The sequence below is a fragment of the Caballeronia novacaledonica genome, from assembly GCF_900258035.1.
Classification (GTDB): Bacteria; Pseudomonadota; Gammaproteobacteria; order Burkholderiales; family Burkholderiaceae; genus Caballeronia; species Caballeronia novacaledonica.
The window spans coordinates 102,367-121,190 of sequence record NZ_OGTP01000006.1 but is presented as its reverse complement, the minus strand read 5'-3'; the positions used below and the strand labels follow the sequence as shown (position 1 = coordinate 121,190).

The window sequence follows — 18,824 nt, the reverse complement described above, 5'->3', positions numbered from 1 at the left end:
GTGGCGCAACGCGGCATCGTTTCAGTCGATGTTCAGCGCGTGCCCGAACGTTTCCGGTTCGGCGCAAATGCAAACCCGAACGCCAGCAACAGGAGCGATACCGCGATCACCGTCATGTTCCCGCTCGTCACATACGGCGTGCTTCCCGACGTCCCCTGCACGCGCGCTTCGAGCACGCCGGTCGTGAACGTCGGCAGCTTCGACACGACATCGCCGTTCGCCGCGATCACCGCCGTCATGCCGGTGTTGGTCGAGCGCAGCATCGGACGGCCGGTTTCGATCGACCGCATGCGCGCGATCTGAAGATGCTGATCGAGCGCGATCGTGTTGCCGAACCACGCGAGATTCGTCGAGTTGACGAGAATGCCCGCGGGCGTTTCCTGCTCGCGGAGCGTGCGCGCGATCTCTTCGCCGAAGATGTCCTCGTAGCAGATATCGACGGCGACCGGCTGGTTGTGCACGATGAACGCCTTCTGCGCGATCGGCCCGCTCTTGAGATCGCCGAGCGGAATGCCCATCAGCCGCACGAACCAGTGAAAGCCGAGCGGCACGAATTCGCCGAAGGGCACGAGGTGATGCTTGTCGTAACGGTACACGCCGTTCACGTGCGGCGTGACGCCGAAGAGGCTGTTGGTGTAATCGGTCGCGCGGCCGTCGGGGAGAATCGTGACGCCGATCGCGCCGAAGAGAATCGACGAGTTCGTGGTGTCCGCGAAGTTGCGGATCGCGACGGCGAAGTCCTGCGGAATCTGCACCGACAAAACGGGCAGCGCGGTTTCCGGCGTGACGATCAGATCGGCCGGCTTCTCGGTGATGAGCCGCTGGTACAGCGCGAGCGATTCATCGACGCCGGACTGTTCGAACTTCATCTCCTGTTTCACGTTGCCTTGCAGGAGACGCACGTCGAGCGGCGCGTTGGCGGGCGTCGTCCATTCGGCGAACGACAGCAACATGCCCGCGACGATCAACGCGATCGCCGCCGCCGCCGGGATCAGCGCACGTGCGCCCCGGCTCGCGTGCCGCCAGTGATAGACCGCCTGCACGATCAGCGCGGCGACGAGCGCGAGCACCCAGCCGACGCCATACACGCCGACGATCGCGCCGAAACCCTTGAGCGGTCCGTCGACTTGCGCATAGCCGCTCGCGAGCCACGGAAAGCCGGTGAACACGAGTCCGCGCAGCCATTCGCCGAGCGCCCACGCGCTCGCGAATGCGAACGCGCCGTGCCACGTCGGTGCGAAGCGCGGCGAGGCGTCGATGTCGCGTGCGGTCGCGCTGTCTTCATCGCCGAAGCGCGCGCGCCCCGCGACGAACGACCAGACCACGCTCGACAGCGCCGGATAAATGGCGAGATACAGCGAGAACAGCGCGACGGCCGCCGCGGCGAGCGGCGCGGCCATGCCGCCGTACACGTGCATGCTCACGTAGAGCCACCACACGCCCGTCACGAAGTTGCCGAAGCCGAACGCCCAGCCGGTCGCGGCGGCGCTGCGCCAGTTGCTCGTGCGCGAGAGCCACGCGAAAAACAGCGCGAAGACGGCGAGCTCGATCCAGCCGCCGTGCGGCGTCGGCGCGAAGGAGAGCGTATTGACGGCGCCGAGCACGGCCGCGACGAGGTAATGCCAGAACGGCAACGCGCGCGGCGACTCGGAGACGACGGCCCCGTCGCGTTGGCGGGAGAGGAAGCGAAATGATGAATCGGCCATTGATGACGGTCGAGATGAAACGGAAACGGGCGGATGGGGAATGGCGGGCGCGTTCGGACCAGCGCCCGCGATGCGCTTAGTCGCGCAATTCGTCTTCGTCGTCGCTCGCGTGATGATGTTGCTGCGCGAGATTCGGCACGCGCCGCACGAGAAGAACGTGAATTTGCCGGGCGTCGCCGCGCAGGATTTCGAACGCGAAATCGTCGATGCGCACCTTTTCGCCGCGATGCGGCACGCGCCCGAAGCGATGCGTGACGAGGCCGCCGATGGTATCGACTTCTTCGTCGGAGAAATCGGTGCCGAACTCCTCGTTGAATTGTTCGATGCCGGTCAGCGCGCGCACGCGATACTTGCCGTCCGGCGTCGCGATGATATTGCCGGCTTCTTCGTCGAAATCGTATTCGTCCTCGATGTCGCCGACGATCTGTTCGAGCACGTCTTCGATCGTGATGAGGCCCGCCACGCCGCCGTATTCGTCGACGACGATCGCGATGTGATTGCGGTTCACGCGAAAGTCGTGCAGCAACACGTTCAGGCGTTTCGATTCGGGGATGAAAACGGCGGGGCGCAGCATGCCGCGCACGTCGAATTCTTCTTCGGCGTAGTAACGCAGCAGATCTTTCGCGAGCAGCACGCCGATGACGTTGTCGCGATTGCCTTCGTACACGGGATAGCGCGAGTGCGCCTTGTCGAGCACGAAGGGAATGAATTCGGCGGGCGTTTCCGAGATGTTGATGGCGTCCATCTGGGCGCGCGGAATCATGATGTCGCGCGCGCAGAGATCGGACACCTGGAAGACGCCTTCGATCATCGAGAGCGAATCGGCGTCGAGCAGGTTGCGCTCGTGCGCGTCCTGGAGCACTTCGAGTAGTTCGTCGCGCGATTCGGGCTCGTGCGAGATGAAATCGGTCAGGCGTTCGAGAAGAGAGCGCTTTTCCACGGGTTTGTCGGTGTGGCGTCGACTGGGATAGGGTTCGTTCATAGCGGAGCGCCCGGGAGTTCCCGGGCGCAGGTTGGCGGAAGTTTAAGCATACACCAAGGAAAAATGCGGGCTGGGTGGCGCGGTGCGCATGTCTGGAGCCATGCTAGCCGATAAATATGCGAGAAGTATGTCCAGCCGCGCGCGTTGGCTGAACGGACGACCCGCGCCGCGACCTCACACGAATACAAAAAGCACGCGCGTCATTTATTTCCCTCCGCCCGGCAGCGCTTCAACAGCGCCTCCAGCGCCCGATCCGGCATTCCGCTCTCGCGCAGCGCCTCGACGGTGCGGCTGACGTAATCCAGCGTTGTGCCATAACGCCCGCTCGCGCAGCCGAGCACCGTGCGGACGACCGGATCGGCGAGCTTGCCGGTGTAGGAAGTGGCGTCCCGGCGCATCACGAACGCGAGCGCATCGACGCGCCGTCCGTCCGCGAGCGTGCAGGGCAGCCACGCCGGCCGGTACGAGGCCATCGCCATTTCGCGGCGCCATAGCACCTGGAGATGCTCGATCGCATCGGCGCCCGCGAGCCTGAACGCCATGCCGGTGCACGAGCCGCCGCGATCGAGCGCCAGCACGAGGCCCGGCTGCTCCGGCGTGCCGCGATTCACGCGCGACCACAGATAAAGCCCGCGATGGTAGCCATGCACCTTGCCGCGCACGGCTTCGAGCGTCGGCAAACCGGGATTCCAGATCAGCGAGCCGTAACCGAACAGCCATAAATCCGACTGCCGGTCCCAATGAACGAGCGCCGCGTCGCGCGATGCGGCCAGTTCCTCGTCCGTCAGCAGCGCGGATTCGCCAAGCGCGGGCGGATAGTCCGGGCAGGGCGCGGGCGTCGGATCGGCTTCGGAAGGTGCGAGTTGCGCGGGTTCGGGCGTCTTGTCGTTCACGGCGCGTTCAACATCGAGGGCATCGGGCCGGCTTCAGGTCAACGGCACGTAAGGATCGGAAAATCCCAGAGACTGCATGATATCCGTCTCGATGGATTCCATCTCTTGCGCTTCGCTTTCGACTTCGTGGTCGTAACCCTGCGCATGGAGCGTGCCGTGGACGATCAGATGCGCATAGTGCGCGGCGAGCGGCTTGCTCTGTTCGTCCGCCTCGCGCTCGACGACCGGACAGCACAGAATCAGATCGCCCGCGACGGGATCGTCCTCGGATTCGGCGTAGGCGAACGTGAGCACGTTCGTCGCGTAATCCTTCTGCCGATACGTGCGGTTGAGCATCCGGCCTTCTTCCTCGTCGACGAAGCGCACGGTCAGCTCGGCATCGGCGAAAAGGGCAGCCTTGATCCAGCGCGCCACCGTCGCGCGCGGCAGGACCGCCTTGTGCGACGGATACGCTTTCGCGGCCGGAAACTGCATCGTCAGAGCGAGGCGCGGCTTCATTCGGGCTTCTGCTGCGACTGCTGCGCGACGCGCGCGGCTTCCGCGAGCGCCGCATCTTTTTGCGATTGCGCATCGTAAGCCTCGACGATGCGTGCCACGAGCGGATGCCGCACCACATCCGCCGACGTGAAGTGCGTGATCGCGATGCCGCGCACTTCCGACAGCACATGCTGCGCCTCGATCAGCCCGCTCTTGTGGCCGCGCGGCAGGTCGACCTGCGTGGTATCGCCGGTGACGACCGCCTTCGAGCCGAAGCCGATACGCGTGAGGAACATCTTCATCTGCTCGGGCGTGGTGTTCTGCGCCTCGTCGAGAATGATGAACGCGTGATTCAGCGTGCGCCCGCGCATGTACGCGAGCGGCGCGATCTCGATCATCTGGCGCTCGAACATCTTCGCCGTCTTGTCGAAGCCGAGCAGATCGTAAAGCGCGTCATAGAGCGGCCGCAGATACGGATCGACCTTCTGCGCGAGATCGCCCGGCAGGAAGCCGAGCCGTTCGCCCGCTTCGACGGCCGGCCGCGTCAGCACGATGCGCTTCACCTGATCGCGTTCGAGCGCATCGACGGCGCACGCCACCGCGAGATACGTCTTGCCCGTGCCCGCCGGCCCGATGCCGAACGTCACGTCATGCGCGACGATCTGCTTCAGATACTCGCGCTGAGCCGGCGTGCGGCCGCGCAGATCGGCGCGGCGCGTGTAGAGCTTCGGCCCGTGGTCTTCGTCTTCGCCGAGGTCGATCGTCGCGCTCGGTTCATCGAAAGGATGATCCGGATCGCCGCGAAAACGCGGATCGATTTCGCCTTCCTCGCCGTTGGCTTCGCGCGCGTCTCTCGCGCGGCGCGTCGCATGGCGCGCTTCGACGAGCGCGAGCTGAATGTCGTCGACGGAAATCGGATCGCGCGCGCGGTTGTAGAAGTTTTCGAGCGCCGCGAGCGCGACTTTCGCGCCACGGCCACGAATCGCGATCTTGTGGCCGCGCCGCGAAAGCGTCACGTCGAGCGCCTGCTCGATCTGCCGCAGGTTTTCGTCGAGCGGGCCGCAGAGGTTGGCGAGCCGCGCGTTATCCTCGCGCGGTGCGGTGAATTCCAGATGCTGCGTAGGAGCGTTCTTCAAGGTGAACTTGAGTTCCTTTCTTTAGTGCGTCAGCTCGGGCGCCATGACGAGTTCGCCGCGCAGCGAGTGCGGATAAGCCTGCACGATCTTCACGTCGATCATCTGGCCGATCAGCCGCGCGTGCGACTCGGCCGGCGCGGGGAAATTGACGACGCGATTGTTCTGCGTGCGCCCGGCCAGTTCGTTCGGATCCTTGCGCGCGGGCCGCTCGACCAGAATACGCTCGACCTTGCCGACCATCGACGCGCTGATGCGCTGCACGTTTTCCTCGATGGTCGCCTGCAAATGTTGCAGACGCTTGAGCTTCACTTCGCGCGGCGTGTCGTCGTGCAGGTTAGCGGCCGGCGTGCCGGGACGCGGGCTGTAGATGAACGAAAAGCTCGTGTCGTAGCTCATCTCGTCGACGAGCGTCATCATCTTGTTGAAATCGTCCTCGGTCTCGCCGGGGAAGCCGACGATGAAATCGGTCGACAGCGACAGATCCGGACGGATCGCACGCAGCTTGCGGATGACCGACTTGTATTCGAGCACGGTGTAGCCGCGTTTCATCGCCATCAGAATGCGATCCGAGCCGTGCTGCACCGGCAAATGCAGATGCGAGACGAGCTTCGGCACCTTCGCGTAGGTGTCGATGAGGCGCTGCGTGAATTCCTTCGGATGCGACGTCGTGTAACGAATGCGTTCGATGCCCGGCACTTCCGCGACGTACTCGATGAGCGTCGCGAAATCCGCGATGTCGTGCGAGCCGAGCGTCAGCGCGCCGCGATACGCGTTCACGTTCTGGCCGAGCAGCGTGACTTCGCGCACGCCTTGGTCGGCGAGGCCGGCGATTTCGGTGAGCACGTCGTCGAGCGGGCGCGAGACTTCCTCGCCGCGCGTGTAGGGCACGACGCAATAGCTGCAATATTTCGAGCAGCCTTCCATGATCGACACGAACGCGCTCGGACCGTCTACGCGCGCGGGCGGCAGATGATCGAACTTCTCGATTTCCGGAAACGTGATGTCGACTTGCGCGCGGCCGGTGGCGCGGCGCTGATCGATCATCGCGGGCAGGCGATGCAGCGTCTGCGGCCCGAACACGAGATCGACATACGGCGCGCGCGCGACGATCGACGCGCCTTCCTGGCTCGCGACGCAACCGCCCACGCCGATCAGCAGATTCGGGTTCGCTTCTTTCAGCTCGCGCACGCGGCCGAGATCGGAGAACACTTTCTCCTGGGCCTTTTCGCGCACCGAGCACGTGTTGAACAGAATGACGTCCGCGTCTTCGGGCGTGTCCGTCTTGACGAGTCCTTCCGCCGCACCGAGCACGTCGACCATTTTGTCGGAGTCGTACTCGTTCATCTGGCAGCCGAAGGTCTTTACATAAACTTTCTTGGTCATGAATCGTCGCCGGTCGCAGTGGTTGATCTGGGGGCGCTGGTAAGAGATTGAAGAAGAGGTTTCGCGGGCTTCTACCGCGATCTGCCCGCTTTTTGCTGTAATTTAGCCCGATATTATAGCGCCGACGGCCATTCCTGACGCAGCGGCGACTTGTCGGGCGGATAGGCCAGATCGCCGAGCAATTCGTGCGTCGTTTTCTCGAAACGCTCCACCAGAAAATCCAGCAGCACGCGCACGCGCGGCGCCATGTAGCGGTTCGCGTGGAAGAGGGCGTGGACGGCGGCCTCGTGCGTGCACCAGTCGGGCAGCACCATCTTCAGCGTGCCGGCGCGCACGTCGGCGGCGATATCCCAGATCGATTTATGCGCGATGCCGTGGCCCGCGAGCGCCCACACGCGGGTCATCGCGCCGTCGTTGGTTTCCCAGGCGTCCGCGAGCGGGATCGTGTACGCGTAGCGCTCGTCGCCGCGCACGAAGGCGAGTTCGTTGAGCGGTCCGCCCGCCGTGACCACGACGACGAAATCGTGACCCATCAACTCCGCGGGCGTCTCGGGCACGCCCTTGCGCGCGAGATATTCCGGCGATGCGCACAGCACGCGTCGATTCGGTGCGAGCGCGCGGGCGGCGAGCCCGCTGTCCGGCGGCGCGCCGAAGCGGATCGCGAGATCGATCTCTTCCTGAAGCAGATTCGACACCGAATCCGACAGCGTCAGCGCGAACCGCACTTCCGGATGCAGCGCGCTGAATTCGTCGATCCAGCCGCGCAGCATCGAGCGCCCGAAATTCGACGTCGCCGAGATGCGCACCTTGCCGCGCACCACGTTCTGGCCGGCCTGCAGCGCGGCCTCGGCGTCGTCGATGGCTTGCAGCGCGATCCGGCAATGTTGGAGATACATGCGTCCTTCGTCGGTGACGCGCAACTGGCGCGTCGTGCGCTCGAAGAGCCGCGTGTGCAGCGTCTTCTCCAGCTTGATGAGCCGCGCGCTCGCCGCCGCCGGCGACAGCCCGAGCTTGCGCCCCGCCGCCGACAGGCTGCCCGCGGCCGCTGCTTCCACGAAAAGGCGCATGTCGCCGAGCCGATCCATCGTCATTTTCAAATTCGTTTTGATAATGATTCAAAGCGTAGACCAATTCTCAAAGTGCCGCACGACTCGCACAATGCGACCTACGCGTAAACCCTTGCGGAGCGTTCAAGTCATGCAGCTCGATCACGTCACTCTCGTCGCGCCCGACTGCGATGCGTTCATGCGCTTTTTCGTCGATATCGCGGGAATGCGGGTCGGGCCGCGGCCGCCTTTCGGTGTCGGCGGCTACTGGCTGTATCTCGGCGCGCGGCCGGCGGTGCATCTGATCGCCTCGGGCGTCGCGGATTCGCGTCCGGCTGAACGGCCACACGCGACGCGCATCGACCATCTGGCGCTGCGTATCGACGACGAAGCCGAATGGCGCGCACTGCACGAACGTCTCGAATACCACGGCTATGCCTGGCAGTCCGCCGAAGTGCCGCTCGCCCGCGAGCGTCAGCTTTTCGTGCGGCTGAGCCCGAACGTGGTCGTCGAATTCGTGACCGCTCAAATTTGATCTGGAGCCACCATGCCTCTTCCACTTCTCGCGCTGGCGATCAGCGCATTCGCCATCGGCACGACGGAATTCGTCATCATGGGCCTTTTGCCCAACGTCGCGCACGACCTCTCCGTATCGATTCCGTCGGCGGGCCTGCTCGTCACCGGTTACGCGCTCGGCGTCGCGGTCGGCGCGCCGCTGCTCGCCGTGCTGACGAGCAAATTGCCGCGCAAGCTCGCGCTGCAAGGGCTCATGCTCGTGTTCATCGTCGGCAACGTGCTGTGCGCGGTCGCGCCGGACTATGGCCTTTTGATGGTCGCGCGTGTCGTGACGTCGTTCGCGCACGGCTCGTTCTTCGGCATCGGCGCGGTCGTGGCCGCGTCGCTCGTGCCGGCGGACAAGCGCGCGAGCGCCATCGCGCTGATGTTCACCGGGCTCACGCTCGCGAACGTGCTGGGCGTGCCGTTCGGGACGTTCGTCGGTCAGGAACTGGGCTGGCGCGCGACGTTCTGGATCGTCGCCGGACTGGGCGTGCTCTCCGCGCTCGGCGTGACCGCGCTCGTGCCAAATCGCCACGATGCCGCGCCGAGCGGACTCGGACGCGAAGTGCGCGTGCTGCGCGACGGCCAGGTCTGGCTCGCGCTCACGATGACCGTGCTCGGTTTCGGCGGCGTGTTCGTCGTGTTCACCTATATCGCGCCGATTCTCGAACAGGTTGGCGGCTTCTCGCCGCGCGCCGTCACGCTGATTCTGGTCCTGTTCGGCGTCGGGCTCACGATCGGCAATACGATCGGCGGCAAGCTGGCCGACCGCGCGCTGATGCCCTCGCTGATGGGCATTCTCTTCGCGCTCGCGATCGTCATGGCCGTGTTCGCGATCACGAGCCACAGTCAGACCGGCGCGATCGTCACGATTTTCGTGTGGGGCATCGCGGCGTTCGCGACGGTGCCGCCCTTGCAGGCACGCGTCGTCGAGAAGGCGAAAGACGCGCCGAATCTCGCCTCGACGCTCAATATCGGCGCGTTCAACGTCGGCAATGCGGGCGGCGCGTGGCTCGGCGGCGCGGTGCTGACGCACGGCCACGGTCTCGACGCGCTTCCGTGGGCCGCCGCCGTGGTCGCGCTCGCGGCCCTTGCTGTGACGGGGTTCGCTGCGCGGCTGGATGCGCCGCGCATTCCGTCCGAAGTAAAAGCAGCCGACGCTTGCTGAACGCTTATCATGTTGGCTCAACGTAATTCGAGCCAACATGATCGATCATCTCATCTGCGATTGCGACGGCGTGCTCGTCGATAGCGAAGTCATCGCGGATCGCGTGATGCTGGACGTCCTGAGCGAGACGTTTCCCGGCATCGACTTCAAACCGGTCGTCAAGACGGCTTTCGGGCAGCAGACCTCGCGCTTCCTGACCCATCTGGAAACGAAGTTCGGCATCGTGATGCCGCCGGATTTCGTCAACACGATCGAGGCGCGTGTCTCCGTTGAACTCGCGCGCTCGGTCGGACCGATCGCCGGCGTGCGCGCCGCGCTCGAAGCGTGCGGCTTGCCGGTCGCGGTGGTCTCGAACAGCCGTCTGGAGCGCGTGCGGGCGTCGGTGCGGCGCGCGGGACTGGACGAAGTCGTCGGCGCGCGCGTGTTCAGTGCGCAACAGGTCGAGCGGCCGAAGCCTTATCCCGATGTCTACCTGCTCGCGGCGCGCACGCTCGATGTCGCGCCCGAGCGCTGTCTCGTCGTTGAAGACAGCGTCGCCGGACTGACGGCGGCGCGCGCGGCGGGCATGAAGACCATCGCGTTCGTCGGCGCGAGCCATATTCCGTTAGGCTACGCGCAGGTGCTCCGCGAAACCGGCATTACACGGATCATGGAGCATATGGACGAACTGCCCGCGCTCGTCGCGGCGGGCGTGCGAGGAGATTTCGGCGACGTGCTGTCCTGAGCGCTTTTCGACTCAGGCCGCTTCCTCCACGGACTCGCGTGCCGCTGCGAGCGCCGCGCGGAATTCGACGAGTTCCGCGATGGTCAGCATCGGCAGGCTATGTTCCCGCGCGAAGCGCTCGACTTGCTCGCCGCGCGTCATCGTGCCGTCCGCGTTCATCAGTTCGCACAACACGCCTGCGGGCTTGAGCCCCGCGAGAATCGCGAGATCGACGGTGCCTTCCGTGTGGCCGCGCCGCGCGAGCACGCCGCCCGGCATCGCGCGCAGCGGAAAGACGTGGCCGGGCCGGACGATATCGCCCGGCTTCGCATGATCGGCAATGGCCGCGCGGATCGTCGTCACGCGATCCGCCGCCGATACACCCGTGGTCACGCCTTCGCGCGCTTCGATCGACACCGTGAACGCGGTGCCGTAGCGGCTGCCGTTGGCGGCGGCCATCGGCGGGAGTTCGAGCGCGCGCACTTTGTCGTCGGGCAGGCACAGACAAACGATGCCGCTGCATTCGCGGATCAGAAGGGCCATGGTGGCGTCGGTGAGCTTCTCGGCGGCGACGATCAGATCGGCTTCGTTCTCGCGATCGTCATCGTCTTGCAGGACGACGGGACGGCCTTCGCGCATGGCGTGAAGCGCTGCGGCGATGCGCGGCGGAACGTCGAACGAAGCGAGTTGGGGAAGATCGGCAAAGGCGTCGTCGGCGATGACGGCGGGTGCGGCGAACGACAGGCTGCTGCTGGTTTGAGTTTGAGACATGTGAAACGCTCTCGCGGAGAAATTAGGCGAAAAACGTTTCAGGGCATTGCAAACAGACAGAACGACACCCCACGGCGACACGCCCGAAGGCGCGGCGTCGTCCGGTTCGGCGCGATGCAAAAAACGCCAGGGGGAACGGACATGACCATCTGCACATCTTCTCTCATCCGGACTGTGACCGTCGGCTCTGGCGTTTCACCAGATCTGCTGACCCCGCGCATGCTGCCGGCGCGGGCGCTCGCGGGCTCGTGGTCTAGCCGCGAGGCCTCGCCACATACCGCCGGTGGGGAATTGCACCCCGCCCTGAAGACGTACTGAATGCCGCCGGGCCGAATGACCCGTCAGCTTTTTTAGGATAACGCACGCGGCGGTTTTTTGCACCGCCGCATGGCGGGTGGTTCCGGAAAATGATGTCAATTGTCCGCCCATGACTTCGCCGCATTGACCGCGCGTTGCCATCCGGCGAGACAGGACTCGATCTCCTGTTTCGGCATCGACGGACTGAAGCGGCGCTCCAGTTGCCACTGGGCTTTGAGTTCCGCGAGATCCTTCCAGTAGCCGACCGCGAGCCCCGCGAGATACGCCGCGCCGAGCGCCGTCGTTTCCGCGATGCGCGGACGTGCGACATCGACCCCGAGAATGTCTGCCTGAAACTGCATCAGAAGATTGTTCGCGCAGGCGCCGCCATCGACGCGCAATTCGCCGATGCGCATGCCCGAGTCCGCTTCCATCGCCTTAAGCACGTCGAACGACTGATACGCGATCGAATCGAGCGCCGCTCGCGCGATATGACCCGACGTGGTGCCGCGCGTGACGCCGAAGAGCGTGCCGCGTGCACGCGCGTTCCAGTGCGGCGCGCCGAGGCCGGCGAACGCGGGCACGAGATAGACGCCGTCGCTATGCGGCACGCCTTCCGCGAGTGTCTCGATCTCGGCTGCGTGGCGAATGAGCCCGATGCCGTCGCGCAGCCATTGCACGACCGCGCCCGCGATGAAGATGCTGCCTTCGAGCGCGTAATTGACCTGATCGCCGATCTGCCAGGCGATCGTCGTGACGAGATTGTTGCGCGACTCGATCGGTTTGTCGCCCGTATTCATGACGAGAAAGCAGCCGGTGCCATAGGTGTTCTTCACCATGCCGGAATCCGTGCACATCTGGCCGAAGAGGGCCGCGTGCTGATCGCCGGCGAGCGAGGCGAGCGGGACGTCCGACGCGAACACCGTGCCTTGCGTCGTGCCATACACCTCGGACGAACTGCGCACTTCGGGCAGCATGCTGCGCGGGATGTCGAGCGCGTCGAGCAGATCGTCGTCCCAGCGCCGCTCGTGAATGTTGAACAGCATGGTGCGCGATGCATTCGTGACGTCCGTGACATGCAGGCCGCGCCGCGTGAAATTCCACACGAGCCAGCTATCCACGGTGCCGAACGCGAGCCGTCCTTGCTTCGCCTTGTCGCGGGCGCCTTCGATGTTGTCCAGAATCCAGCGGATCTTGGTCGCGGAGAAATACGCGTCGATGGGCAGACCGGTTTTCGCGCGCACCATGCCTTCGAGTCCGCGCGATTTGAGCTCGTCGCAGAAGCCGGCCGTGCGACGGTCTTGCCAGACGATCGCGTTGTAGACCGGCTTGCCTGTCTCGCGGTCCCAGACGATCGTGGTTTCGCGCTGATTCGTGATGCCGACCGCAGCGATCGACGAAGCGCGCGCGCCGGCGCGCGTGACGGCTTCGGCGGCGACGCCTGCCTGCGTCGACCAGATTTCTTGCGGATCGTGCTCGACCCAGCCTGCTTCCGGATAGATCTGCTGGAACTCCTTCTGCGCCACGGACACGACGTTGCCGTTTCTGTCGAACAGCATGGCGCGCGAACTGGTGGTGCCTTGGTCGAGTGCGAGAATGTACTGATCCGGCATGGTCTCCTCCGATTTGAGCCGACATCGACGCCTCGTGCAACGCCAGCCGATGTCCGTTTGCGCAATCTATCGGAGCGAGGCGGCGCGGACAACCTGGCCGAATGGCATAAGCCATTTGACACATTTTCGCTCGAATGTCGTTTGGCCTATGCCATTTGGCCGAGTGGCGCGCCGATTCCGTTCGTCCGATACTGGCGGCACGAAGTCGATCGAAGGTGAATGCGATGCGAATGTTGTGGGTTTCCGGTGTGCTGAGTGCGGCGTTGCTGGCGGGCTGCGTGGGAACGCCGAGTCTGGACGGATCGATGGGCGCGCCCACATTCGAGGCGCTGCAGGGCATGTGCGGGACGTCGCCGGTCGATTACGGCGCGGACGCGCAATCGGTCTATTCGACTTTCTACGACGCCTATGTGGCCGAGCGGCGCGGCGGGCTGTCCAGGGAGCGCTTCTGCGCGTTCCAGACGGCGATCGCCGAGCGTTATCGCACGTATCGGGCGAATCCTGGCCCCGAGGCGCAAAGCGCGTGGGCGAGCTTCTTCCTGGATCAGCGAGCGCAGGCGCTGAGCTGGCGCGCCGCAGTCGATCCGACACTGCGTGCCGGCTGAAGTCGCTTGATGAAGAGTATTGGAAGAGGTGAATCGGACGCGGCCACGGGCCGCGTCCCGAGTCCTGCTGCGCGAGCTACGAGTAGCGCTTGAAAGCCTTGACGGTGGAATCGCCGGTGGCGGTGAGGCGCCATTGCTGGCGTCCGGATGTGAGATTTTCGAGTTGAACGAGCTGACGTTCGAGCAGAGCGTCGAGCTCCTGGCGTTCCATGTCGACCTGATTGGGCGCTTCCTGAACCAGTAGCAGCGTGGCAAATTCGTGCGGACTCAGCATTGTGTTCTCCATGACGACCGAACGGCATAAGCAGCCGGCTTTGTAAGCCGGATCTTTTTGCTTCGAAACGTTGTACGGGGAAACTGAAAAACCGCCGGGCAAACGCGTCGATTGTGTGCCGCGGATGCCGGGAATTGGGATTGTAGGCAAGCGTCTGACAAGTGCCAAATCCGCGTTGAAAATTTTGGCTTTGACTTTTTCCCGCCGTGGAAGCGGTCCGTCATCGGCGTGAACTCGGAGAATCAACCTGAAGTTCGTGCGGCGGTGCACACAAACATGCGACACCTGAAGACGCGCGAAGTAGTCCGAATGCGTGCGACCAATTCATGCGCTGTTTTCATTAATTTATACGATAAATGAATTTGTTTTGGATTAAGCGGACAATGCAATATTCCTCTTTTGCCCGGCTCGCCAGCAAATCCGCCCGGCATGTTCTGCCCGCTCGTATTTCGGACTTCATTCAATGACTCGCTTCAACTGGCAAAACCCCTATCCCACGCCGCGCCTGCCGGTGTTCGCCCGCAATATCGTTTCGACGTCGCATCCGCTGGCCGCGCAAGCCGGATTGCGCATGCTTTGGAAAGGCGGCAATGCCGTCGATGCAGCGATCGCCGCGGCGGCCGCCATCACCGTGGTCGAACCCGTGTCATGCGGCTTGGGCGGCGATGCGTTCGCGCTCGTCTGGGACGGCCGGAAGCTGCACGGTCTCAATGCATCGGGCGTGTCGCCGGCGGCATGGAACGTCGACTATTTTCGGCGCAAGTACGGCGAAGAGAACGGACTCGCCCGTCAACCGAAGCGCGGCTGGGATGCGGTGACGGTGCCCGGAGTCATCGCCGGATGGGAGGCGCTGCACTCGAAGTTCGGCTCCCTGCCGTTCGCGGACCTGATGGAACCGGCCATCGAGATCGCCGAACGCGGGCATGCGGTGGCGAGCATCGTCGCGTACAAGTGGGCGGCGGCGGTGCCCGAGCTCAAGGATCAGCCAGGCTTCGCTGATGTGTTCATGCCGCACGGCCGCGCGCCCGAAGTGAGCGAACTCGTGCGCTTCCCCGGCCATGCAAAAACGCTGCGCCTGCTCGCGCAGCACGGCCCGCGCGCTTTCTACGAAGGCGAGATCGCCGAGCGCATCGCCGCGTTCGCGCGCGAGGGCGGTGCCGCGCTGACCATGAACGACTTGCGCAACTATCGCGCGGACTGGGTCGAGCCGATCAGCAAGGACTATCGCGGCTACACGGTACACGAGATTCCGCCGAACGGGCAGGGCATCGCGGCGTTGATCGCGCTCGGCATTCTCGACAAGTTCGACGTGAGCGCGCTGAGCGTCGATCGCATCGAATCGCAGCATTTGCAGATCGAGGCGATGAAGCTCGCCTTCGCCGACGTCTATCGCAACGTCGCCGATCCGCGCTCGATGGAAGTCACGCCCGAACAGATGCTCGATGACGCCTATCTGGCGGAACGCGCGAAGCTCATCGATCCGTCGAAGGCGACGCAGTTCGATTTCGGCATGCCCAAGGCGGGGGGCACCATCTACATGTCGGTGGCCGACGAGCGCGGCATGATGGTGAGCTTCATCCAGTCGAATTACATGGGTTTCGGCTCGGGCGTCGTCGTGCCGGATACCGGCATTTCGCTGCAAAACCGTGGCTGCGGTTTCTCGATGGATCCGAAGTCCGCGAACGTGGTCGAAGGCGGCAAGCGTCCGTTCCATACGATCATCCCGGCGTTCCTGACACAGGAAGTCGAGGGCAAGCGCGAAGCCGTCATGAGCTTCGGCGTCATGGGCGGAGACATGCAGCCGCAAGGGCACCTGCAATCGATCGTGCGCATGCTCGACTACGGCCAGCAGCCGCAGGCAGCGTGCGACGCACCCCGCTGGAAGGTGAATCGCGATTTCACGATCGACATCGAAGCCACGCTCGATCTCGAGACCGCGCGTGCGCTCGAAGCCCTTGGCCACACGATCAAGTCTGTCGACGACCCGTATATGGACTTCGGCTCGGGCCAATACATCTGGAAGCTCGATCGCAATGATCCCGAGCGTGGCTATGTCGCGGCGAGCGACAGCCGGCGCGACGGACTCGCGGCGGGGTTCTAGCGCCACCATCGGAGGCCGGCCGTCGCCGGTCTCCCTTCATAAGAAAACTGCATCGGTCGCTGCAATCTTGCAGGCGACGGGGATGCGCACGCCTGTATCCACGACACGGAAGCAGGGAGGAGAAGTCATGAACGAACGCGCGTATGAAGCGCCCGATACCCGGAGCGCCACGGTAGCGAGTGCCGCTCCGGCCGCGCCGTCGAAGGCGATGATCCGCCGCATCGTGTTCTCGTCGTCGATCGGCAACGCGCTCGAGTGGTTCGACTTTCTCGTCTACGGCTATTTCGCGACGGTCATCGCGAAGGCGTTCTTTCCGTCGCACGACGAATGGCTGTCGACCATGCTGGCCATCGGCACGTTCGGCATTTCGTTCCTGATGCGGCCGCTGGGCGCGATCGTGCTCGGCGTCTACGGCGATCGCAAAGGTCGCAAGGCCGCGCTCACGCTCGCCATTCTGCTGATGATGGTCGGCACGCTCACGATGGCCGTGATGCCTTCATATCAGCACATCGGTGTCGCCGCGCCGCTGCTGATTCTGCTCGCGCGCCTCGTTCAAGGCTTCGCGGTCGGCGGCGAGTTCGGCAGCGCGACCGCGTTCATGGTCGAGCACAGCGAGGCGCGGCGCGGCTATTACGCGAGCTGGCAGTTCGCGAGCCAGGGGCTCGCCGCGATCATGGCGGCGGCGTTCGGCTCCGTTCTGAGCGCCTGGTTGCCGCAGCCGCAACTCGAAAGCTGGGGCTGGCGCATTCCGTTCGTCTTCGGTTTGCTCGTCGGGCCGGTTGGCTACTACATCCGCTCGCATCTGGACGAAACGCCGGAATTTCTGGCGACGCGCTCCGAGAGAAAGGCACATGCTCCCGGCGTCTCGTTCTCGAATCAATGGCTGAATCTGCTGCTGGCCGTGGGCATCGTGGCGCAATCGACCGTGGGCGTGTATGTCTTGCAACTCTACATGCCGATGTACGCGGTCAAGCAGTTGCATCTTCCGGCGACGGCATCGTTCGCCGTCGTCGTGCTCAACGGCGGACTTCAGTTCATTTTCTCGCCGTTGATGGGCGCGCTCTCCGACCGGCTCGGGCGCATTCGCATCATGCTGGGCACGTCGATCTTCATGGGCGTAACAATTTATCCGATGTTTGCCTGGCTGCAGGCGCATCCGACCGTCGCGTCGCTCGTCGTGCTGCAAGCGGTAGCGGGAATCTTGAAGGCGGCGTACTCCGGTCCGATGCCCGCGCTCATGTCCGAGATCTTCCCGACGCGTGTGCGCTCGACCGGCCTGTCGATCGCTTATGCGCTCGGTGTCACGCTGTTCGGTGGCTTCGCGCCGACGATCGTCGAGGCGTTCATTCACTTCACCGGCGACAAGCTCGCGCCCAGTTACTACGTGTTGCTGGCCGCGGTGATGTCGGGGGTGTCGCTGGCGATCGTCGCCTGGCGCATGCATGCGGCACGCCGCGCGATGTCGTGATGCTTCGTCGGCACGTTTTTTGCGATTTCGCATCAACTATGCTCGCCTGAGTGTAAGAATTCGGCACGCAAGGAACCGGCGCGCCGCGCGTGAGTCTGTCCCCATGTCTGCAAACTCGTTGCAGGGCGGCTAAGATGGAAAAACAAGCCGCTAACACTTGAAGTAGAGGACGCCAGGACCGAACCGTTCACGGCGTCGCCTGAACCTCGGCCGTCTTTGTTGGCCGATGGCGCGTTCAGTCCAGCTTGGGAGCGCGATATATGCATACAGACAGTACACACGTGATGCCTTGGCGCATCGAAGACATCGATCTATCCAGGATCGATCGGCAGAAGGCGGCAGCGAACGAGCATCTTCTCTTGTTGTTGTGCGCCTGCTCGTTTATCGAAAGCGGCACCGATCTTTATACGAGCAACCTCAGCAAGTATTTTCACGACGACCCCGAGATTTCGGCGTGGCTGAACAATGAATGGGAGCCCGAAGAAATGCAGCACGGCCGGGCGCTCAAGACATACATCAATCACGTGTGGCCGGAGTTCGACTGGGACACGGCGTTCAGGAATTTCTTCGACGAATACTCGCTCACCTGCTCCTATGAGGCATTCGAGAAGAAGCGCGCGCTCGAAATGGTGGCGCGCTGCGTCGTCGAGACGGGAACCGCCACGCTTTATCGCGCAATCAACGATTGTTCGGACGAGCCGGTGCTGAAAGAAATCACCGACAACATCCGCACGGACGAAGTGCGGCACTACAAGCACTTCTTTCACTTCTTCAAGAAGTGGAACAAGATCGAAGGCAATGGCCGTATCGCCGTGCTCGGCGCGCTCGTGCGGCGCGTGGTGGAGTTGAAGAGCGAGGATTCGGAGATCGCGTTGCGGCACGTCTTCGCCATTCGTTATCCTGAGCGCGCGCAGGATGCCGAGTACAACCGCGAGCTTTCCGCGCGTGTGAATGCGCTCGTGCGGCGCAATCTGTCCGCGGATCAGGCCATCAAGATGCTGCTGAAGCCGCTCGATTTGCCCGCGCGCATACAGCCCGGCGTGCACTATCCGCTTTCGAAAATGACGCAGTTGTTCTTCCGCTAACCTCGCCCAACGATGCCGGTTCACAGCCGGCATCCTTCCATGTCCGATCACAACGCGCCGCAGCCGTCGCTCTCTTCGCAGACCGTTTTCGACGAGTGGCCGCCCGAGTTGCGCGCGCTTTTCGACGGCACGCTTGCCATCGCCAATACCGGTTTCACCGCGTCGCTATGCGCGGCCGATCGCGCTCATCGTGTGCGAACCGCGCTGCTCGGCGCCGGTGAATTGCTCGCGCCCGATGCGCGCACGCTCGCCTTCGCGCTTTGGCCGTCGTCGCGAACCGCGCAGTCCGTCATCGCAACCGGGCGCGCAACGCTTGCTTTCGTATTCGACGACGCGTTCTATCAGGTGCATCTGGATGCGCGCCGCGTGCCGCTCGACGACGTGCCGTTGACGTGCTTCGTCGGCACGATCGAGAGCGGTGAAATTCAGCGGGTGGGGTATGCGCGACTCACGAACGGAATCGTCTTCGAACTGACTGATGCGCAATCGGCGCTCGCGCGATGGCGCGAGCAACTCGATTGGCTGAAGCGGGCGGCGAGCGCCGCCGCCTGAAATATC

18 protein-coding genes and 1 riboswitch are annotated in these 18,824 nt (G+C 63.9%); of the genes, 8 read left to right on the top strand and 10 right to left on the bottom strand.

Translation table 11 applies throughout. From position 1 onward, the window contains the following. Positions 1-32: 32 nt before the first annotated feature. From lnt to NOV72_RS11515, 7 genes are all read right to left on the bottom strand, one after another. Positions 33-1,706, bottom strand: coding sequence for an apolipoprotein N-acyltransferase (gene lnt / locus NOV72_RS11545; RefSeq protein ID WP_106854719.1), 1,674 nt, complete (start codon positions 1,704-1,706; stop codon positions 33-35). A 76-nt stretch (positions 1,707-1,782) separates the two neighbouring features. Continuing rightward, positions 1,783-2,688 (bottom strand): CorC family transporter, encoded by a 906-nt coding sequence (locus NOV72_RS11540; protein WP_106854718.1) that lies wholly within the window; start codon positions 2,686-2,688, stop codon positions 1,783-1,785. A gap of 200 nt (positions 2,689-2,888) precedes the next feature. Next, positions 2,889-3,581, bottom strand: coding sequence for a gamma-glutamylcyclotransferase (locus NOV72_RS11535; protein ID WP_106854717.1), 693 nt, complete (start codon positions 3,579-3,581; stop codon positions 2,889-2,891). Between the two features lie 33 nt (positions 3,582-3,614). Next, on the bottom strand, positions 3,615-4,079 hold the full coding sequence (gene ybeY, locus NOV72_RS11530; protein ID WP_106854716.1) for an rRNA maturation RNase YbeY: 465 nt from the start codon (positions 4,077-4,079) through the stop codon (positions 3,615-3,617). Continuing rightward, positions 4,076-5,194 carry a PhoH family protein gene (locus tag NOV72_RS11525; protein ID WP_106854715.1) on the bottom strand — a complete coding sequence of 373 codons (1,119 nt, stop codon included), beginning with the start codon at positions 5,192-5,194 and terminating at the stop codon, positions 4,076-4,078. Before NOV72_RS11525 ends, ybeY begins: the two co-directional genes overlap by 4 nt. Before the next feature lie 21 nt (positions 5,195-5,215). Then, positions 5,216-6,577 carry a tRNA (N6-isopentenyl adenosine(37)-C2)-methylthiotransferase MiaB gene (gene miaB / locus NOV72_RS11520; protein WP_106854714.1) on the bottom strand — a complete coding sequence of 454 codons (1,362 nt, stop codon included), beginning with the start codon at positions 6,575-6,577 and terminating at the stop codon, positions 5,216-5,218. Between the two features lie 113 nt (positions 6,578-6,690). After that, a complete protein-coding gene (locus tag NOV72_RS11515; RefSeq protein WP_106854863.1) occupies positions 6,691-7,662 on the bottom strand; it encodes a LysR family transcriptional regulator in 972 nt (323 codons plus the stop codon). Positions 7,663-7,774: 112 nt separating this feature from the next. On the opposite strand from NOV72_RS11515, the gene NOV72_RS11510 reads away from it, so the two are divergent. Genes NOV72_RS11510 through NOV72_RS11500 form a run of 3 tightly spaced genes read left to right on the top strand, consistent with a single transcriptional unit; the run spans position 7,775 to position 10,073 of the window. Then, positions 7,775-8,158 carry a VOC family protein gene (locus NOV72_RS11510; protein ID WP_106854713.1) on the top strand — a complete coding sequence of 128 codons (384 nt, stop codon included), beginning with the start codon at positions 7,775-7,777 and terminating at the stop codon, positions 8,156-8,158. A 12-nt stretch (positions 8,159-8,170) separates the two neighbouring features. After that, on the top strand, positions 8,171-9,349 hold the full coding sequence (locus NOV72_RS11505) for an MFS transporter (protein ID WP_106854712.1): 1,179 nt from the start codon (positions 8,171-8,173) through the stop codon (positions 9,347-9,349). A gap of 37 nt (positions 9,350-9,386) precedes the next feature. Continuing rightward, positions 9,387-10,073 carry an HAD family hydrolase gene (locus NOV72_RS11500; protein WP_106854711.1) on the top strand — a complete coding sequence of 229 codons (687 nt, stop codon included), beginning with the start codon at positions 9,387-9,389 and terminating at the stop codon, positions 10,071-10,073. A 12-nt stretch (positions 10,074-10,085) separates the two neighbouring features. Here the strand turns inward: NOV72_RS11500 and ribB are convergent, their stop codons facing one another. Continuing rightward, positions 10,086-10,823: a 3,4-dihydroxy-2-butanone-4-phosphate synthase gene (gene ribB / locus NOV72_RS11495; RefSeq protein WP_106854710.1), complete on the bottom strand. Its 738-nt coding sequence runs from the start codon at positions 10,821-10,823 to the stop codon at positions 10,086-10,088. A gap of 151 nt (positions 10,824-10,974) precedes the next feature. Further along, positions 10,975-11,138: riboswitch (FMN riboswitch) on the bottom strand. 98 nt (positions 11,139-11,236) lie between these two features. After that, positions 11,237-12,733 (bottom strand): glycerol kinase GlpK, encoded by a 1,497-nt coding sequence (glpK, locus tag NOV72_RS11490; RefSeq protein WP_106854709.1) that lies wholly within the window; start codon positions 12,731-12,733, stop codon positions 11,237-11,239. Positions 12,734-12,957: 224 nt separating this feature from the next. Here glpK and NOV72_RS11485 point away from each other — a divergent pair, with 224 nt between their 5' ends. Continuing rightward, positions 12,958-13,338, top strand: coding sequence for a hypothetical protein (locus NOV72_RS11485; RefSeq protein WP_106854862.1), 381 nt, complete (start codon positions 12,958-12,960; stop codon positions 13,336-13,338). Positions 13,339-13,414: 76 nt separating this feature from the next. Here NOV72_RS11485 and NOV72_RS11480 read toward each other — a convergent pair whose 3' ends face one another. After that, positions 13,415-13,612 carry a hypothetical protein gene (locus NOV72_RS11480; RefSeq protein WP_106854861.1) on the bottom strand — a complete coding sequence of 66 codons (198 nt, stop codon included), beginning with the start codon at positions 13,610-13,612 and terminating at the stop codon, positions 13,415-13,417. A gap of 463 nt (positions 13,613-14,075) precedes the next feature. Here NOV72_RS11480 and ggt point away from each other — a divergent pair, with 463 nt between their 5' ends. The 4 genes from ggt to NOV72_RS11460 all read left to right on the top strand — a co-directional run bounded on the left by ggt (position 14,076) and on the right by NOV72_RS11460 (position 18,818). Beyond that, entirely contained in the window at positions 14,076-15,713 is a 1,638-nt protein-coding gene (gene ggt, locus NOV72_RS11475) for a gamma-glutamyltransferase (protein ID WP_106854708.1), read from the top strand. A 127-nt stretch (positions 15,714-15,840) separates the two neighbouring features. After that, a complete protein-coding gene (locus NOV72_RS11470) occupies positions 15,841-17,181 on the top strand; it encodes an MFS transporter (RefSeq protein ID WP_106854707.1) in 1,341 nt (446 codons plus the stop codon). Positions 17,182-17,441: 260 nt separating this feature from the next. After that, positions 17,442-18,266 (top strand): ferritin-like domain-containing protein, encoded by an 825-nt coding sequence (locus tag NOV72_RS11465; protein WP_106854706.1) that lies wholly within the window; start codon positions 17,442-17,444, stop codon positions 18,264-18,266. Between the two features lie 39 nt (positions 18,267-18,305). After that, positions 18,306-18,818 (top strand): hypothetical protein, encoded by a 513-nt coding sequence (locus NOV72_RS11460; RefSeq protein ID WP_106854705.1) that lies wholly within the window; start codon positions 18,306-18,308, stop codon positions 18,816-18,818. Positions 18,819-18,824 lie beyond the last annotated feature (6 nt).

What these genes read in the sequence shown, in the direction of transcription:
- lnt (WP_106854719.1), bottom strand. Translation starts at nt 1,706, where the DNA reads ATGGCCGATTCATCATTTCGCTTCCTCTCCCGCCAACGCGACGGGGCC.
- NOV72_RS11540 (WP_106854718.1), bottom strand. Translation starts at nt 2,688, where the DNA reads ATGAACGAACCCTATCCCAGTCGACGCCACACCGACAAACCCGTGGAA.
- ybeY (WP_106854716.1), bottom strand. Translation starts at nt 4,079, where the DNA reads ATGAAGCCGCGCCTCGCTCTGACGATGCAGTTTCCGGCCGCGAAAGCG.
- miaB (WP_106854714.1), bottom strand. Translation starts at nt 6,577, where the DNA reads ATGACCAAGAAAGTTTATGTAAAGACCTTCGGCTGCCAGATGAACGAG.
- NOV72_RS11515 (WP_106854863.1), bottom strand. Translation starts at nt 7,662, where the DNA reads ATGGATCGGCTCGGCGACATGCGCCTTTTCGTGGAAGCAGCGGCCGCG.
- NOV72_RS11510 (WP_106854713.1), top strand. Translation starts at nt 7,775, where the DNA reads ATGCAGCTCGATCACGTCACTCTCGTCGCGCCCGACTGCGATGCGTTC.
- NOV72_RS11505 (WP_106854712.1), top strand. Translation starts at nt 8,171, where the DNA reads ATGCCTCTTCCACTTCTCGCGCTGGCGATCAGCGCATTCGCCATCGGC.
- NOV72_RS11500 (WP_106854711.1), top strand. Translation starts at nt 9,387, where the DNA reads ATGATCGATCATCTCATCTGCGATTGCGACGGCGTGCTCGTCGATAGC.
- ribB (WP_106854710.1), bottom strand. Translation starts at nt 10,823, where the DNA reads ATGTCTCAAACTCAAACCAGCAGCAGCCTGTCGTTCGCCGCACCCGCC.
- glpK (WP_106854709.1), bottom strand. Translation starts at nt 12,733, where the DNA reads ATGCCGGATCAGTACATTCTCGCACTCGACCAAGGCACCACCAGTTCG.
- NOV72_RS11485 (WP_106854862.1), top strand. Translation starts at nt 12,958, where the DNA reads ATGCGAATGTTGTGGGTTTCCGGTGTGCTGAGTGCGGCGTTGCTGGCG.
- NOV72_RS11480 (WP_106854861.1), bottom strand. Translation starts at nt 13,612, where the DNA reads ATGCTGAGTCCGCACGAATTTGCCACGCTGCTACTGGTTCAGGAAGCG.
- ggt (WP_106854708.1), top strand. Translation starts at nt 14,076, where the DNA reads ATGACTCGCTTCAACTGGCAAAACCCCTATCCCACGCCGCGCCTGCCG.
- NOV72_RS11470 (WP_106854707.1), top strand. Translation starts at nt 15,841, where the DNA reads ATGAACGAACGCGCGTATGAAGCGCCCGATACCCGGAGCGCCACGGTA.
- NOV72_RS11465 (WP_106854706.1), top strand. Translation starts at nt 17,442, where the DNA reads ATGCATACAGACAGTACACACGTGATGCCTTGGCGCATCGAAGACATC.
- NOV72_RS11460 (WP_106854705.1), top strand. Translation starts at nt 18,306, where the DNA reads ATGTCCGATCACAACGCGCCGCAGCCGTCGCTCTCTTCGCAGACCGTT.